Below are 17,642 nucleotides of genomic sequence, written 5' to 3'. Positions count from 1 at the left end.
AATGCTATTTTTTAATGCTATTTAGCAACCAGTTATTCCACAACCACCACATAAGAAACCTGCACTTATATCTTCTAATGCATTTTTAGCACCATCACTGTTTACATTTTCTTCTTCTAATAATTTTACAAATTGTTCGTCATTCATTGTGCTAACATTATTTTCATCTAATACCTTTTTAATTACTTTATATTTATTATCTTCCATCATGTAACCTCCTATTATTATCTTATAATATTTATTATTACTTTTATCTTGTAGGCATTTATTAAGCAATAAATTATGTTCTCTTTTATACTCAATATTATACCATTATTTTGTAATTGTGTAAATATAAATAGCCATTTATATTTATTCATTTATTACTTGATTATAGATTTTTATTGTATATTTACTTTCTTACTGATATTAATATAAGTTATGTATATCAAATAGTTTCCAATGATAATATATTATTTTTATATGAACAGTCATGTATTTTAATGCGTATAATACAATTATTTGTTATATAATGTCGAATTTTTATTTCTTGGTGTCTCATTAAATTAAACTGAACAAAAGTACCTTATGATGTACTTAATAAAAGTAATAAATAGGAAATAGGTTAATAATGTAGATAACATTAATAAAAAAGTATGATTAATATAATTTAGAATCTATCAAACATACTTTTTTATTGCTGTAAAATGCTACGTATGAACTGCCATTACGTGTTTATCATATAATACTTTATCTTCTGCTTTAACAATTTTTAATAATTCATCCCTTTTGATAAGTCTTATGCATTTTTCATCATGTACTGAAATGTTAATAATTTGTTTTAAAAATAAATCTAAACAAGTATTATATATAACTTGAATTTCTTCTTTTGCTAAGTAAAATGTACCCTATAGTATAGACAATTTTTAAAAAATCTACCCAATAGGGTATTTTTATGTATAATAGAAAAAGAGAGATGAACCCAAACGCATTTTTATAACTGAAAATGAAAGTCGCAAGCCTACAACGTATATGTTTGAAGAGTGTGGATTTGATATAGAAATTCTCGGACCAAATCAAATTTACTCATCTGGAAAGCGGTGGCGTAGAGCTTATAAAAAAGATGGGGTAGATGGATTACAAAATACAAGGAAAAAGAATTTAAGAAGCCCGAGCAAAAAAGAATTATCAATAGAAGAGAAATATACGCTACTAAAAGTTAAAAATAGTTTATTGAAAGCTGAAAATAAATTGCTAAAAAAAATCGAACTTTTAGAAAGGGGGATGATAAAGAAGTAGGATTGTCAATTAAGCAAAAATTTATACTGATAAATTTAGTGATTAAAAAATATAAACTTAAGAATATGATAAGCTATTTATGTAAATTAGTAGGTGTATCCCGTTCTGGATATTAAAACTACTTCTCATTAAAATCACAAATTTCAAGGGAAAAACAAGATATTAATGATGAGGAAATCAAAGAAATATCTTAGAAGCATATAATTTTAAAAATCAAAAAAAGGTGCTGAACAGATTAAAATGACGTTAGAAGGTCAGTTTGGAATCATATATAATTTAAAACGAATCAGAAGAATAATGAAGTTTTTAGTATTTATATATTTTAAAATATCTGTAAAATCATAAGTAGTAACAAGAAAAATTACATTTTTCTGTTATCTCGAATTGAACTCTAAAAGGTATTCTATTGTCTTCAAATAACCTCTCTACTTGTGCCTCATCGTTAATAATTTTTCCATTATAATATAGCAAATACCTATATGTAATATCACTATAGTATAATAGTCCTAAAGAAGTTTCTTTTTTAATAATACTCATTTTATCTCCAAACCTTATACTAATTTTTTAAAATTACCTACAAGATAAAGTATGTATTTAATTACTAAACTGCTTTAATAATTATTATGCTACTTTTTAACGCTTTTTAGCAACCCATTATTCCACAACCATCATTTAATGGAACCACACCTGTCTGCTCTAAAGCATTTTTAGAACCATCACTGTTTACATTTTCTTCTTCCAATAACTTTACAAATTGTTCGTCATTCATTGCATTAACATTATTTTCATCTAATACCTTTTTAACAGCTTTAAATTTATTATTTTCCATCACATTACCTCCTATTATTATCTTACAATATTTAGTACTACTTTTATCTTGTAGGCATTTATTGAGCAATAAATTATGTTCTCTTTTATATTCAATATTATACCATTATTTTTAAATGTGTAGATATAAATAGCTATCTATATTTATTCATTTAGCACTTGATTATAGATTTTTATTGTATATTTGCTTTTTTAATAATATTACTATGTGAACTTGTATATCAAGTAGTTTCCAATACTAATATATTATTTTTATATAAGCAGTCATGTATTATAATACATATAATACAATTTCATAATACATAATGTCGAATAATTATTTCTTGATATCTCATCAAATTAGACTAGACAAGAGCTCTTAATGATATATTTGATAAAAGTAATAAGTAGGAAATAGGTTAACAATGTAGATAACATTAAAAAAAGTATGATTAATATGATTTAGAATCTATCAAACATACTTTTTTATTGCTGTAAATGTTACGTATAAACTGACATTACGTGTTTATCATATAATACTTTATCCTCTTCTTTAACAATTTCTAATAATTCATTCCTTTTGATAAGTCTTATGCATTTTTCATCATGTACTGAAACGTTAATAATTTGCTTCAAAAATAAATCTAAACAAGTATTATATATAATTTGAATTTCCTCTTTTGCTAAGTAAAAAAATGTATTCTTTACATTGATTCCTTCTTTGTTTATTTGTCTTAATAGATTGTCATAAAGCATACTATTTAACTCTTTACTATTTTTCATAATACCACCTCCATTTTTTATATTTTATCATTTTTTTTATTTAGCTTTTGTAATAATATGTCGTGCATTTACGATAAATGCTTTTTTAATAGAAATTATTTTATAGATGGTAATATTTATAGAAATTTTGAAAAGAATAGTTTATATACTTAATTATAAAATATATTCAAAATACAAAAATTTTTAGGATATAAAATCAGTAGTTGAAATACTAATTTTATGTACTTTAAATTCAGATAAGAAGGGAAATATGATTATGTCAAACTTAGTTATAGTAGGAGCTCAATGGGGCGATGAAGGGAAAGGTAAAATCACTGACTATTTAGCTCAAAAAGCTGATTATGTTGTTAGATATTCTGGAGGAGATAATGCTGGTCATACAGTTGAAGTTGATGATGTAAAATACAAGCTTCATTTAGTTCCATCAGGTATATTATTTTCTGACAAGAAATGTATTATTGGCAACGGCGTAGCTTTAAATCCTATGTCTTTATTAAAAGAAATTGAGTATTTAAATGGATTAGGCGTTGAAGTAAAAAATCTTCAAATCAGTGATAGAGCACATATAATTTTTCCCTATCATATAGAAATTGATAAACTTAAGGAAGAAGAAAGAGGAGATAAAAAAATTGGTACTACTATTAAGGGTATAGGACCATGTTATGTTGACAAAGCTGAAAGAAGCGGCTTAAGATTATGTGATTTCAAATATATAGAAAGTTTCATAGAAAAATTAACAAAAAATATAAAGAAAAAGAATAAATTAATTGAATCATATTACAATGCTACTCCATTAGATGTTGAAAAAACTCTTAAAGATAGTATTGAAGCATTAGAAAAATTAGAAAAATATATTGTAAGCACAAGCTCAGTTATCAGAGTACTAAAGGATGCTATTAAGGCAAATAAAAAAATTGTATTTGAAGGTGCTCAAGCTACATTGCTTGATATAGATTTTGGAACTTATCCATTTGTAACCTCATCTCATCCAGGTGCTGCTGGAATTTGCATAGGTACAGGTCTTAGTCCTTATGATTTAGATGCTGCTATGGGAGTTGTAAAAGCATATACAACTAGAGTTGGTATGGGTCCTTTCCCTACTGAGTTGTTTGATAAAACTGGAGATTTTATTAGGGAACAAGGATTTGAATATGGAACCACTACAGGAAGACCTAGAAGATGTGGATGGCTAGACATTGTCATGTTAAATTACTCAATTGATGTAAACGGAATTAGTTCAATTGCATTAACTAAACTAGACACTCTGTCAGATATAGAAAAAATTAAAATATGTACTGCTTACGAAGTAGATGGAAATGAAGTTAAATTATTCCCATCAAGCCTAGAAGAATTAAAAGAGTGCAAACCAGTATTTATCGAAATGGACGGTTGGAGTTTAAAAGAAATTGAAAAAGCTTCTACTTATGAAGAATTACCTGAGAATGCAAAAAAATACGTTAAAAAAATAGAGGAATTAACTGGTGTTAACTGTGACATAGTATCAGTTGGACCACAAAGACAACAAACATTTATGAGAAAAGAAATGTTAAAGTAAAAAAATCGCGAGAAATCGCGATTTTTTTTATTTTATTTAGTTTTCTATTGACATACACATTAATTGTATGTGTATAATAATTATATAAAATATTTTAGAAAGAGGTACTTAAAATAAAATTAGGAATAATTCAATCCAATATATACGAAGATAAAAAACTGAACGTCAATAATGCTATAAAAAGCATCAACTCTTTAGCATTGCAGGGTGCAGATATAATTATACTTCCTGAAATGTTCAACTGTCCTTATAAAAACTATTATTTTAAAAAATATGCTGAATCTATAAATGGATTTACATATAATGCAATGTCTAATTCTGCTAAAAATAATAATGTTTATTTAGTTGCAGGATCTATACCTGAAAAAGAAGGAGAAAAAATATATAACACATCATTTATATTTGACAGACAAGGACATCTTATTAGTAAACACAGAAAAGCACATCTATTTGACATTGATGTGGAGGGTGGTCAGCATTTTAAAGAATCTGACACACTAACAGCAGGAGATTCAAGCACCGTATTTGAAACAGAGTTTTGTAAAATTGGTGTTTGTATTTGCTATGACATAAGATTTCCGGAGCTTTCAAGAAATATGGTATTAGACGGTGCGCGTATAATTATTGTTCCTGCTGCTTTTAACATGACAACAGGCCCTGCACACTGGGAACTTTTATTCAGGCAACGTGCTGCAGATAATCAAGTTTTTACAGTAGGAGTAGCCCCTGCGAGAGACATAAACTCAAGCTATATTTCTTATGGCAACTCTATTATTGCCTCTCCATGGGGAAATATCGTGCATAGATTAGATGAAAAAGAACAATCTGCAGTTGTTGAAATTGATTTAGGTTTTATTGACAAAGTTAGAAATGAGTTACCTTTACTTAAACACAGAAAACCTAAAATATATAAATTGTAAATTAATATATTCCCATTTTATTCCTTTAATAATTCCAAAAATTTCAATGTTGGTGCAGGTAGTGTTCTCCTTTTTAAGTATGAATACCCAATACTTCTTTCTGGTATAGGGTCTTCAATCTTTAACTCGTATACTAAACCTTTTTCAAGATAATCTTTAGAAAATTCTTTAATGACACATGACACTCCAAAATCGAGCTGAGCCATCTTTATTAACAATTCATGTGCACCAAGTTCAACATTGGCATCAAGAAGCAAACCACTTTTTGCAAAATGATTATCTACAAACGTTCTTGAATTTGAGTTTTTTTCTAATAAAATAAGTGGCATCTCAGCAATTTCTTTAGTTTTATATACTCTATCATCTCTCTTAGAGGAAACAAAAATATCATGCACCTTCATGCACTGAGCTATATGAAGTGACTCATCCATTATTGGAAGATTTAAAAAACCTATATCTATCTGTCCCGATTTCAAAAGTTCGATCGTCTGAAAGCTCGTTCTATTTAGCACCTTCATTTTTATATTAGGATATCTTTGATGATATTTCACTAAAAACGGAGGCAAAAAATATTGGCATAGAGTATCCGATGCTCCTATCACAAGCTCTCCTTTTTTCAAATCACAATAGTTTATTATTTCATTTTCTGCATTCGTTATCAAATTTAATGCCTGATTAATATGTTTATAGAGCATCTCGCCTTCTCTTGTTAAGCTTACACTTTTTGACTGCCTTATAAAAAGTGTTGTTTCAAGCTCTTTTTCAATTGCACTTATTGATTGTGAAACAGCTGACTGTGATATATATAGGTTGGATGCTGCCTTTGAAAATGAAAGTGTGCTCGCCGCTTCATTAAAAATTCTATACTGACCTAATTTAATATTCATATAAGCTCTCCTTATACCATTTTACATTTTATTTAATTTTACTTATAATTATATTCATATTATAATAAATATATAAGTTATGTCAAATAATTAATCTAGAAGGGTGATAAATATGGAAAGAAAAGTCGGAACAATTTCAAGAGGCGTTCGTTGTCCAATAATTAGACAAGGAGATAATTTAGCTGATATAGTTGTCAACAGTGTTCTTGATGCAAAAATTTCAGAAGGATTTGAGTTAAGGAATAGAGACGTTGTTGCAGTTACAGAATCAATAGTTGCACGTTCACAAGGTAATTACGCAACAGTTGAAGCAATAGCTAAGGATATTAAAAACAAACTAGGCGGAGAAACTATAGGAGTAATTTTCCCAATTCTTTCTCGTAATCGTTTTGCAATATGTTTAAAAGGAATTGCGATGGGAGCTAAAAAAGTTGTTTTGATGTTGAGCTATCCAAGTGACGAAGTTGGAAATGAGCTAGTTACCTTAGATAATTTGGACAAAGCTGGTATCAATCCATACAGTGATGTTTTAACACTTGAAAGATACAGAGAATTATTTGGTGAGAATAAACATCAATTTACAGGAGTTGATTACGTTCAGTACTACGGCGATATAATTAGAGATGCTGGTGCTGATGTTGAAATAATTTTTGCAAATCAAGCTAAGACAATTGTTAACTATGCAGATAAAATTGTAACTTGTGATATTCATACTCGTGCACGTACAAAACGAATATTAAAAGCTAACGGAGCAAAAATAGTTTTAGGACTTGATGATATATTGAATGAAAGTGTCGATGGAAGTGGTTTCAATAAAGCCTACGGTTTACTTGGCTCTAACAAGTCGACTGAAAATACAATAAAGCTATTTCCACGTGAATGTCAAGATTTTGTAGAAGATATTCAAAGACAAATATTAAATAAAACTGATAAACACATAGAAGTAATGGTTTATGGAGATGGTGCATTCAAAGACCCACAAGGAAAAATATGGGAACTTGCTGATCCATGCGTATCTCCTGCATATACTGAAGGCTTAGAAGGCACTCCTAACGAGCTAAAGCTTAAATATTTAGCAGATAATGATTTTAAAGATTTAAAGGGCGAAGAATTAAAGCAAGCTATTTCTAACAGTATAAAAGCTAAAAAAGAAAACTTAGTTGGTAACATGGCTTCACAAGGAACTACTCCAAGACGTTTAACTGATTTAATCGGTTCATTATGTGACTTAACTAGTGGTTCTGGCGATAAAGGAACACCAGTTGTACTTGTTCAAGGATACTTTGACAATTTTACAAATTAATTTATATAAAAATTAAATAATTGGCGAAAATAAAAATAAGACTAATGTATAGCATTGCTATATGTTAGTCTTATTTTTACATTTTTTTTATATAGAGATAAAATTTCTATAATAATAATATACAATTGCTTGACAAAACAACAAATATGCTTTAACATAGTTACATTAACTACCTATAGTAGTTTTATGTTTTAGGAGGCATTATGAATAATAATAGTATAGCTATAGTTATTGATTCTTGTACTGATGTACCAAGAAAATATATTGAAAGATACAACATGTTTGTACTACCAATTTTAATTAATTTTAAAAATAACTCTTATAGAGATGGCATAGACATATCAAATGAAGAGGTATACAAACGATTAAATGAAGAAATTCCAAAAACTTCACTACCTTGCTTAGACTTAATAGAAAAAACTTTTCAAAAAATCGAAAATGAAGGTTACAAAAAAGTTATTGTTGTTACAATGTCAAGTAGACTTAGTGGAACAGGTAATGCTATAAGACTTATCGCAAGTCGATTTACTACTTTAAATACTTTTGTTTTAGATACAAAGAATATTGGTATAGGTGCGGGTTTTTCAGCTATTAGTGCAGCTGAACTTGTTGAAAAAGAAAATAGCTTTGAAGAAATAAAAAACAAATTATTAAATAATATAAAAAACACAAAAGTATTCTTCTGCTTAAAAACTTTGGAATATTTAAAAAAAGGTGGAAGAATTGGTCTTGTAAGTGGTGTGATAGGTTCACTGCTAGATGTAAAACCTATAATATCATGTAATGAAGACGGGGTATACTACAGTCTAAATAAATGTATCGGAAGAAAACAATCAATAAATAAGACTTTATCATTTGCACGTAAATTTGCAGATAAATTTTCTAAATATAACATTGCATTAGTACATGGAAATGCTTTAGAGGAAATAAACACTCTTGAAATATCTGTAAAAAACACGTTAAAAAGTTTTGGAACGCTTTTAAAAGGAACAGTAAGTCCTGCACTTGGTGTTCATACAGGACCTGGTCTTATAGGTATAGGAATTCAAAAAGTTATTGAATAATAACTTTTTGAATTTTTTTTATACTAGGAGTTGCGTAGCAACTTTTTTAAAATATTTCTTCTTCAGTATCAATTAAAATGTCAGATAAATTATAAAAAACATCAATATTAAATCGAACTATGTCATTATCCCTTAGAACCTCTAAAATAGCAGCTTTTTCTTCTTCGTCAATTTTACATTCTTCTACACTTTTTATTACGTTTTTAATTTTATAAACACAAATACCTTCAGTAAACACGTTTAATAATTCTTTTATTCTATTTGTTTGCATATCTTCAATATCTTCAGTATAATTTTCTTCTAATTCGTCTAATGCTTCAACATTCATATTTCTGCATATTTCGTATAAACTCTGAATATCTCTTACTTTATCGATTTTAGTATCATTTTCATATGTGACAAGATACATATTTTCACTTCCTTATTTTTTGTATATTTTATTTAAACTAGAATATATATATGCTTGCCTATTTTGATTTTTTTATTCTTTCAAATACTATATATACTTTTTTGATAGAATGTTAAAACACCAATAATGCACTCTACACTTATACTTTTATGGTGTTAAAAAGTTTTTACACAAATTAGAGTTTTTAATACTAATAGTAAAACTTCTTAGTAAAAAAAATGCCCTAATTATTAATTAGAGCATTTATTATTATTATAAATATTTTTTCAAAGCTTCTACTTTGTCCAATTTTTCCCATGGTAAGTCTAAATCATTTCTACCAAAGTGTCCATATGCAGCAACTTGTTTGTAAATTGGTCTTCTTAAATCTAAACTATTAATTATTGCAGATGGTCTTAAATCAAAGTTTTTACTAACAGCCTCTTCAATTATTTCTTCTGCTATTTTATTAGTATTAAATGTATCAACCATAATCGAAACAGGTTTAGCTACACCAATAGCATATGCTAATTGAACTTCACATTTATCAGCAAGTCCTGCTGCGACAATATTTTTAGCTATATGTCTTGCTGCATATGCTGCTGAACGGTCAACCTTTGTTGAATCTTTTCCAGAGAATGCTCCACCACCATGTCTTGCATACCCACCATAAGTATCAACTATAATTTTTCTTCCTGTTAATCCTGAATCTCCTTGTGGCCCACCTATTACAAATCTTCCTGTTGGATTAATATAGTATTTAGTATTTTCATCTAGTAATTCTTGTGGTACTATTTCATTAATAACATATTTAATTAAGTCTTCTCTTATTTTAGACGTTTCTACATCCGCACTATGTTGAGTTGATATAACTATCGTATCCACTCTAACAGGTTTATTTCCAAGGTACTCAATTGTTACTTGTGTTTTACCATCAGGTCTAAGGTAATCTAATGCACCATTTTTTCTTACCTCTGTTAATCTTCTTGATAACTTATGTGCTAAATATATTGGCATAGGCATATATTCATCAGTTTCATTACATGCAAAGCCAAACATCAATCCTTGATCTCCAGCACCAATCAAGTCATTTTCATCATTCATATTTTCTTTGAATTCTACTGCTGCATCAACTCCCATAGCAATATCTGTCGATTGTTCATCTATAGCAGATATTACAGCACAAGTTTTACAGTCAAATCCATACTCTGCGTTAGTATAGCCTATTTCTTCAACAATTTTTCTAACTGTTTTAGGTATATCTATATAACAATTTGTTGAAATTTCGCCTGTCACTAGCACCAACCCTGTTGTTGTTGTTGTTTCACAAGCAACTCTTCCATTTGGATCATTTCTCAATATTTCATCTAAAATACCATCTGAGATTTGGTCGCACATCTTATCAGGATGTCCTTCTGTTACTGACTCAGAAGTAAATAACCATTTTTTCATTTTTTCCTCCATTTTCATTAGTATTTTTATAATAACCTTAATTATTAGTCGATTTTTTTAAAAGCAAAAAAAATCTTCCTCATGATGAGAAAGATAACGTAGTCTTGTTATAATTTCTCCTCATCTTTCGTAATTACGTAGGATTTAGCACCTTGATTTAACAGGCTGCCGGGTTTCTAAGGGCCTATTCCCTCCACCACTCTTGATAAGGTTTACAACGTAATGGTATCATGATTTTCACTTAATGTCAATATTCATTTTTTATAAAATAATTAGTATAATTTATTAAACTATACTAATAATATGTTCACTAATCAAAACTATTAAACATAAAAAAACATTAGTATATTTTGAACAAATTTATGTATTTTTCGTCTAATTAACTATAAATGTTTTTTATTTTAGAAATTGTAAAATATTAAAATATTAAAATATTAAAATGTTATGTAAATGTAATGTTTATTTTCTCAAAATGGTGTATCATTATATATATTAATTATTTAGGAGAATTTATGAAACAAATACTAGGCGCAATGAGAAAGGCAATAAAAGATTTTGATATGATACAAGAAGGAGATAAAATAGTTGTAGGTATTTCTGGTGGCAAGGATAGCATGGCATTACTTTATGCACTTAGCCTATATAGGAGATTTAGTCCAGTTAAGTATGAACTAACTGCTGTTACATTATCAATGGGATTTGAAAATTTTGATGTTACACCTGTTAGAGGATTTTGTGAAGAAATTGATGTTCCTTATAAAGTAATTGAAACTGAAATAGCTAAAATTGTTTTTGATATTAGAAAGGAATCAAATCCTTGTGCCTTATGTGCTAAAATGAGACGTGGTGCATTGCACGATGAAGTAAATAACCTTGGATATAATAAAATCGCACTGGGTCATCATGCTGATGATGCAATAGAAACAATGTTTTTAAGTATGTTGTATGAAGGTAGAGTTAACACGTTTAAACCAGTAACTCATTTGACTAGAAAAAATATTTATAGTATTAGACCTCTTATTTATGTTAAAGAACAGCAGATAACAAATGCTATCGAAAAACATAATATTCCTGTTATAAAAAGTCCATGTCCCATGGATAAGAACACTAAACGTGAAGAGGTTAAACAGCTACTTAACGAAATATACAAAACTGTTCCAATGGGCAGAGATAGATTGTTAAAAGCAATAAAAAATAAAGATAATTTCTGCCTATGGTGGTAAATTAGAAGGAGTGATTAGAATTAAATATAAATTAATAATAAAAAAAATTATAGCTACTGCATTATTATGTACATTCGCACTTAGCCAAAATGTTTTTGCATCAAGCTTGACTTCACTATATGATTTAACGGAGGTTACTAAATTATCAAGTGGTGTAACTCATGAAAGCATAAAAAAACTTACGACTAATGGATGGATGAATATAAACGTAGTTAGAGCTGATTTAACTGATGAAAATACTAAAACTGGTCCCTTGTACAATACAAATGGAACTTCTATTAAAGCTCCACTTTCATCAATAATGTCAAATTTAAATGCCATCGCAGGCATTAATGGTGATTTTTTTATAATGGATAATATTACCCAATCATATGGGCCAATTATCAATAATGGAGAAATTATCAGTTCACCATATCCATCATCTGAAAAATATCCTACACTTTCTTTTTTTAAGGATGGGACAATAGATGTTTCAGTTTGGAATCCAACAGTTTACGTAAAGAATTCTGAAGGCAAAGCAATTTACACACCACTTATTAATAAAGGTGCATCTATCAAATATAATGCTGTTTTGCTTAATGAATATTATGGTGCTAAAACTCCTGGAAATACTATTAAAAATATTGTTGAAGTAGTAATAAAAGATAATAAAGTAATAGACATTAGGGAAAATCTTCCCCCAACTACAATACCCAAAGGCGGTTATGTTATATCTTGCGCATCCAATCAAAAAGACCTTATAAAAAACACCTTTAAAGTTGGTGAACAGGTTGAATTAACATTTAGCTTTGATTTTGACTTGAATAAAATGAACTGGGCAGTTGGTGGTGTTAACTACCTTGTAAAAGACGGTAAACTAAACGATATACATAATGGCGTATTAGGAAGTCATCCAAGAACAGCAGTAGGATTTAACAAGGATAATACAGAAATAATGTTTGTAACAATTGATGGTAGAAATAAAAATTATATAGGTATTACTCAAACTGAATTAGCATCAATAATGGTAAGTTTAGGTGCTTATAATGTTATAAATCTAGATGGTGGCGGTTCTACAACTATGGGTATCGATTTTTTAAAAAATGGAAATATAGAGGTTGTCAATTTCCCTTCTGATGGCAGAGAACGATCAATTGCATCAGGTTTGGGTATTTTCAGCATTGCGCCAAATGATAATATTACTGCTAGTATAGAGCTTGTTTTAGAACATGATAAAATATTTAACAATACAGAAGTTTCACTAGACCTAAAAGCTTTTAATAAATACTACTCTGAAGTTAGTTTAGAAAATCAAAAAGTAGAGTACAGTGTTGACAGTTCTCAAGGTAAAATAGTTGATAATAAATTTATACCATCTAATCCTGGAGTAGCTACAATAACAGCACGTGTTGGCGATTTAGTGTCTACTGCTGAAATTAATGTTTTAGATAAGCCTGTTACCTTAAGCTTCGAAGATAATTCTATCATGCTTAATAGTGGTGAAACATACCTGCTAAATAATATTTTAGGTGTTGATAAAGATGGGAACTCAGCCTATATATCTCCTAATAGTATTGATTTCTATATACGGAATGCAGTTGGTAAAATTGAAAATGGAGTATTTACTGCAAATGATACGACTAATACAGGTGCAATAACAGCAATTTGTGGTGATGCTATTAGTAATATAATTGTAAAAGTTGGCTACAAAGCTAACACAATATTTAGCTTTGAAAATACAAATGACTTAACATTTTCAACATATCCTATTAAATCTAATGGTGGAATAGAAGCATCTAGCCATTTTTATAAAGAAATGTATGGTTCTGTAAAGCTTTCTTATGACTTTACCAATATGACAGACCAAAGTATTGCATTTGTAAACTTTGACAATAACTCAGATGGATTAGTTATAAAAGATAAACCATTAGCACTTGGCATGTGGGTATATGGTGACAATAGCAAACACTGGTTAAGAACAAGAGTACAGGATTCAAAGGGCAATACTCATAAAATTGATTTCGCGGAAGAAATCGATTGGGAAGGTTGGAAATATGTAACTGCAAAGCTTCCAGCAGATATATCCTATCCTGTAACAGTTAAGAATGTATATATAGCTGAAATAAATGAAACTAGAAAAGATTGCGGCGAAATTTATATAGATAGTTTAAGAGCATTATATAAACCTAATGATAAAAACTTAAAGCTTAGAAAAGAATCGGTATTTACTGATAAATTTAATGTTGATAGCATGAAATCATATGAACAAAAACTTACGATTAAAAACGGTGCTATTACCCTTGAAAATGTGGATAATCTAACAATAGAAAATCCTATTTACCTTAATGTCGATATAACAAATGGAACTATTGGTTATAAAAATGTTTCATTATGGGATAGTTTGAAATCACTTTCAAACTACAATGGTAAAAATATTGTTTTATCATTAAATAAAAACATTAATAGTATTGTCGATATTAGAGAGCGTACTGCTATCAACAATATAATTGAAGAAACATCAATTAATAATAAAGTTTTTATTGTATGGAAAGACTCTAATGAACACTCAATTATAAACAGTGGTATTAGATATATTCAGTATGATGATACTTTTGAATTATATCTTACAAGTGATGAAACATACTATAAAAATTAGCAAAAACTTATTTCTTACCCCTTGATTAATTCAAGGGGTTTTTATGTATTATTTATACATTTATGTATTATAATGTTGTATTATACACTTTTTTATGATATTATTAATTTATAAATTAAATTTAGTGAGGAAATCAAATGAGTAAAAGCAAAGAATCAAATAAATTGCTTAAATACTTTATTGTCGGACTTATTTTAACAATAATTTTTATTACTTATATAATTCATGTATTTTCTCATCCATATATGAATGATAATTCAGTGATTTTAAACTCAAATTGGTCATATAGTCTTAATGATAATAAAAGCTATGCCTATGCTAAAAATTTATCTGATATAAAAAAAATAAAGGCTAACACTACAATTAACTTAAAAAGAAAATATGATGAAAGTATTGCAAATCCGGTCCTTATCATAAAAAGTAATCATCAGTATTTAACAGTATCTATAAATGATAGCGTAATTTATAAATCAGATACTTTTTCAAAAAATCCAGGTATATCACTACACATTGTGCCTTTAAATAAAAAATATAAAGGTAGCTACTTAAAAATATCCTTGTCTTCACCTTTTTCAACATATGCAAATAACATAGAAAATATTTATTTATGTAATACTAATACTGTTGTACCAAAATTATTATGTTTATCTATAAGCAATCTAATTATGGGAATCGTTTTTATTGTTATTGGCCTTATTGAAATTTATCTTTTTATATATACTATGAATAAGCAAAATTCAAGTCGTTTTATAAAGTTTTTTAGTTTTTTCACCATAATACTAGGTATTTATTTATGCTTCAATCAAATAATAATGAGTGTATTTTTCAATCCACAAACAGTCTCTAACATAAAACATATGGCTTTATATCTTATGCCACTTTTAATTTTACTTATATTTTATGATCTTGTTAAAATTCAAAAAAAGTTTATTTTATATTCAATTGTAGGTAACGCAATTTTTAATGTTGTAGCATTGCTTAGTATGATTACTAGAATTTTACCTCTACCTTCTTTTTTGAGTTTTTACAGAATTATATTAATAATTGATTTTTTAATATCTTTATCTATATTTTACAAAGAATATAAAAATGGTAATAAATTTATTATTATACCGTTATTTTTATTTATTTCTTTATTAATTTTGTATTTTACAAGCATTATTAATTGCAATATAAATGTTAAGGTATCCTTATTATATAAATACTTTATACTTTATGTCATATTGTATTGTTTTTTCTCCTATTTTACTACATTTTTATCAAAATTTACGAATGTAAATACAATAATACAACATAACAATACATTAAAATCCATAGCATTTACGGATAATCTTACAAACTTTAAAAATCGTTATGCGTTTGAAAAAGCTCTAAATAATTTATCTAAAATACAACTAGGACCTAGTAAAACAGCTGTTTTTGTATTTGATTTGAATAGATTAAAATCAATAAATGACCATTATGGGCACAGTTTCGGTGATAAATACATTCAACTATGTGCTAATTGTATTATGACTACTTTTGAAAAACCAGAACATATATTTAGAATAGGTGGCGACGAATTTGTTGTTATTTTAATAGAGACAAGTCTCCAAGAAGCAGATACTTTAATTAATAAATTATATGATAACTTTGATAAAGAAAGATTCATGACTATACGTCCTAGTGTAGCATACGGATGCGCATTTTATGACAGTTACCTAGATAAAAATTTGTATAATACATTTAATAGAGCAGATAGAAAAATGTATTTATTTAAATCTAAACAAAAATCGCAATAAAAATAGCCCTTTGCCACGCCAAAACAAGATTTTATTATCTCGCACATTCGACTGACAAAGAGCCTTTTTTTAATTATTTAATAAATCAAATAATTTTGACATTACTGATGCAGTTGCACCTCTACTTACTTTTCCGGAATATTCAAATTCATTTTCTGTAGCCCCGCTAATTAAACCATTGCTATACAAAATTTTAATATTATCTACTTGCCACTGCTCTAGATTTTCTATATCCTTAAAAGACAATTCTATTTCTTCCAAATTAAAGGCTTCGCTAATATTAAACTCTCTTTCTTCATCCATATCATCATAATCTAAGTCAAATTTTATTTTTTCTAAATTGATTAGATGTTTTGCTATGATATAAGTTATTTCTCCACGAGTTATGTCTAGTTCAGCATTCATTTTGTCAGCATAAAGATTTAATATTTTTTCCTTATCTAAAGCAACTATGCTTGGAGCTGCCCAAGCACAAATACTATCTTTATCTTCAAATCTCAAATCATCTTGTACAAAATTCGAACTTTCTAATTGTAAAACTTTTGTTAATAAAACGCAAAATTCTTCTCTAGACAAATTCTCATCAGGATGAAACTTATTATCAAGTTTTCCATTTATTATCCCTTTGTTAAAAAGTTTCATCACTGGTTCTGCTGACCAATGATATATAATATCTTCAAACGGATAAATCCCGTAATCGGCATCACCTATTTTTTTAATCCAATTTCTTTCTATCCAACCACTTGTATTATCATTAATGAGAATTTTGTACCAATAGTTTCCGTCTTGAAGTATCGGACCTTCTGTTACTTTTGCTATCTGTCCACTACTAACGCTTAAAAGATATTGTCCGTCTGGCTCATCACACAAATATTTATCGTCTATTATACTATTTATAACAATGATATCATCTTTTTCAAACTGAAAAGTGTTGGCATAACTAACTTGAGATGGAGTTTCAATATTTAACCCTCTACTTGGATTCCCATATGAAGGTAAACATGAAAGTTCAATATTATTTATAGGTTGTTCATACTCTTCATCACATATTTTGTATATTCTATTTTGATACGCTTTTGAATTATAATTTGGATTATTTCTTGAAATCCATCCATTGTAAGCCCACAAAGCAAAATACCAATTTTCCAACACGTTTGGATCCATATTGCCTATACTTGATACACTTTTATTTAAAACACTTGCGTTCCACTTAATAAGAAGAACATCGATACCAGCATTTATGTTATATTCAATATCGTATTTTAATTTTTCTGCATCAAACATATTCTTGTAATTGCCTACTTGCATGAGTCCAATGTTGTTTCTTGAAGATATTTTTGGTGTTCCATCCTTGTTAAACTGTTGCATTCCTGATTCTAAAGTGGCAATTGCTTTAACAAATACAGATGGTACACCTCTTTCTAAACAAACCTTGTCTATTAAAGCCTCTATTTCTTCCTCATTATATTCATAGTCATTGCCATACCCTAATGTTGTAAACAACATCATAAAAATTAATGTTAATGTAACTACCTTTTTGGCATGGGTTGTAAATATATTCATACT

The 17,642-nt window shown here is 28.1% G+C and carries 16 protein-coding genes and 1 riboswitch; of the genes, 8 read left to right on the top strand and 8 right to left on the bottom strand.

Annotation, left to right across the window (positions count from 1 at the left end; translation table 11 throughout):
• Positions 1–21: 21 nt before the first annotated feature.
• Complete coding sequence (locus tag JYG23_RS12030) at positions 22–207, bottom strand: hypothetical protein (RefSeq protein WP_207235912.1); 186 nt, start codon at positions 205–207, stop codon at positions 22–24.
• Between the two features lie 804 nt (positions 208–1,011).
• Here JYG23_RS12030 and JYG23_RS15170 point away from each other — a divergent pair.
• Entirely contained in the window at positions 1,012–1,278 is a 267-nt protein-coding gene (locus tag JYG23_RS15170; RefSeq protein WP_207235911.1) for a hypothetical protein, read from the top strand.
• A 339-nt stretch (positions 1,279–1,617) separates the two neighbouring features.
• On the opposite strand, the gene JYG23_RS12020 is transcribed toward JYG23_RS15170, so the two are convergent.
• The 3 genes from JYG23_RS12020 to JYG23_RS12010 all read right to left on the bottom strand — a co-directional run bounded on the left by JYG23_RS12020 (position 1,618) and on the right by JYG23_RS12010 (position 2,868).
• Positions 1,618–1,815, bottom strand: coding sequence for a hypothetical protein (locus JYG23_RS12020; RefSeq protein ID WP_207235910.1), 198 nt, complete (start codon positions 1,813–1,815; stop codon positions 1,618–1,620).
• 106 nt (positions 1,816–1,921) lie between these two features.
• Entirely contained in the window at positions 1,922–2,107 is a 186-nt protein-coding gene (locus tag JYG23_RS12015; RefSeq protein WP_207235909.1) for a hypothetical protein, read from the bottom strand.
• Positions 2,108–2,586: 479 nt separating this feature from the next.
• A complete protein-coding gene (locus tag JYG23_RS12010; protein WP_207235908.1) occupies positions 2,587–2,868 on the bottom strand; it encodes a hypothetical protein in 282 nt (93 codons plus the stop codon).
• A 256-nt stretch (positions 2,869–3,124) separates the two neighbouring features.
• Here JYG23_RS12010 and JYG23_RS12005 point away from each other — a divergent pair, with 256 nt between their 5' ends.
• Positions 3,125–4,423, top strand: a complete 1,299-nt coding sequence (locus JYG23_RS12005; protein WP_207238022.1) for an adenylosuccinate synthase — start codon at positions 3,125–3,127, stop codon at positions 4,421–4,423.
• A gap of 113 nt (positions 4,424–4,536) precedes the next feature.
• Positions 4,537–5,343, top strand: a complete 807-nt coding sequence (locus tag JYG23_RS12000) for a carbon-nitrogen hydrolase family protein (protein WP_207238021.1) — start codon at positions 4,537–4,539, stop codon at positions 5,341–5,343.
• 17 nt (positions 5,344–5,360) lie between these two features.
• Here the strand turns inward: JYG23_RS12000 and JYG23_RS11995 are convergent, their stop codons facing one another.
• Entirely contained in the window at positions 5,361–6,230 is an 870-nt protein-coding gene (locus JYG23_RS11995; RefSeq protein WP_207235907.1) for a LysR family transcriptional regulator, read from the bottom strand.
• A 112-nt stretch (positions 6,231–6,342) separates the two neighbouring features.
• Here JYG23_RS11995 and JYG23_RS11990 point away from each other — a divergent pair, with 112 nt between their 5' ends.
• Both JYG23_RS11990 and JYG23_RS11985 read left to right on the top strand, forming a co-directional pair.
• Complete coding sequence (locus JYG23_RS11990) at positions 6,343–7,533, top strand: coenzyme F420-0:L-glutamate ligase (protein WP_207235906.1); 1,191 nt, start codon at positions 6,343–6,345, stop codon at positions 7,531–7,533.
• A 203-nt stretch (positions 7,534–7,736) separates the two neighbouring features.
• Positions 7,737–8,597: a DegV family protein gene (locus tag JYG23_RS11985; protein WP_207235905.1), complete on the top strand. Its 861-nt coding sequence runs from the start codon at positions 7,737–7,739 to the stop codon at positions 8,595–8,597.
• 46 nt (positions 8,598–8,643) lie between these two features.
• Here JYG23_RS11985 and JYG23_RS11980 read toward each other — a convergent pair whose 3' ends face one another.
• Together JYG23_RS11980 and metK are read right to left on the bottom strand one after the other, a co-directional pair.
• Positions 8,644–9,006, bottom strand: a complete 363-nt coding sequence (locus JYG23_RS11980) for a hypothetical protein (RefSeq protein ID WP_207235904.1) — start codon at positions 9,004–9,006, stop codon at positions 8,644–8,646.
• Positions 9,007–9,258: 252 nt separating this feature from the next.
• Positions 9,259–10,437: a methionine adenosyltransferase gene (metK, locus tag JYG23_RS11975; protein WP_207235903.1), complete on the bottom strand. Its 1,179-nt coding sequence runs from the start codon at positions 10,435–10,437 to the stop codon at positions 9,259–9,261.
• Positions 10,438–10,554: 117 nt separating this feature from the next.
• A riboswitch (SAM riboswitch) is annotated at positions 10,555–10,649 on the bottom strand.
• Between the two features lie 300 nt (positions 10,650–10,949).
• Between metK and JYG23_RS11970 the strand changes: the two genes are divergently transcribed.
• The 3 genes from JYG23_RS11970 (at position 10,950) to JYG23_RS11960 (ending at position 16,076) form a co-directional block, all read left to right on the top strand.
• Complete coding sequence (locus JYG23_RS11970) at positions 10,950–11,660, top strand: ATP-binding protein (protein ID WP_207235902.1); 711 nt, start codon at positions 10,950–10,952, stop codon at positions 11,658–11,660.
• Between the two features lie 10 nt (positions 11,661–11,670).
• Positions 11,671–14,295 carry a phosphodiester glycosidase family protein gene (locus JYG23_RS11965; protein ID WP_207235901.1) on the top strand — a complete coding sequence of 875 codons (2,625 nt, stop codon included), beginning with the start codon at positions 11,671–11,673 and terminating at the stop codon, positions 14,293–14,295.
• A gap of 137 nt (positions 14,296–14,432) precedes the next feature.
• Entirely contained in the window at positions 14,433–16,076 is a 1,644-nt protein-coding gene (locus tag JYG23_RS11960; RefSeq protein ID WP_207235900.1) for a GGDEF domain-containing protein, read from the top strand.
• A 69-nt stretch (positions 16,077–16,145) separates the two neighbouring features.
• Here JYG23_RS11960 and JYG23_RS11955 read toward each other — a convergent pair whose 3' ends face one another.
• Positions 16,146–17,639, bottom strand: a complete 1,494-nt coding sequence (locus JYG23_RS11955; RefSeq protein WP_207235899.1) for an S-layer homology domain-containing protein — start codon at positions 17,637–17,639, stop codon at positions 16,146–16,148.
• Between the last annotated feature and the right edge of the window lie 3 nt (positions 17,640–17,642).

The organism is Sedimentibacter sp. zth1 (genome assembly GCF_017352195.1).
Classification (GTDB): Bacteria; Bacillota; Clostridia; order Tissierellales; family Sedimentibacteraceae; genus UBA1535.
Note: the sequence above shows the minus strand (reverse complement) of the source record. Positions and strands in the feature narration are given on the sequence as shown.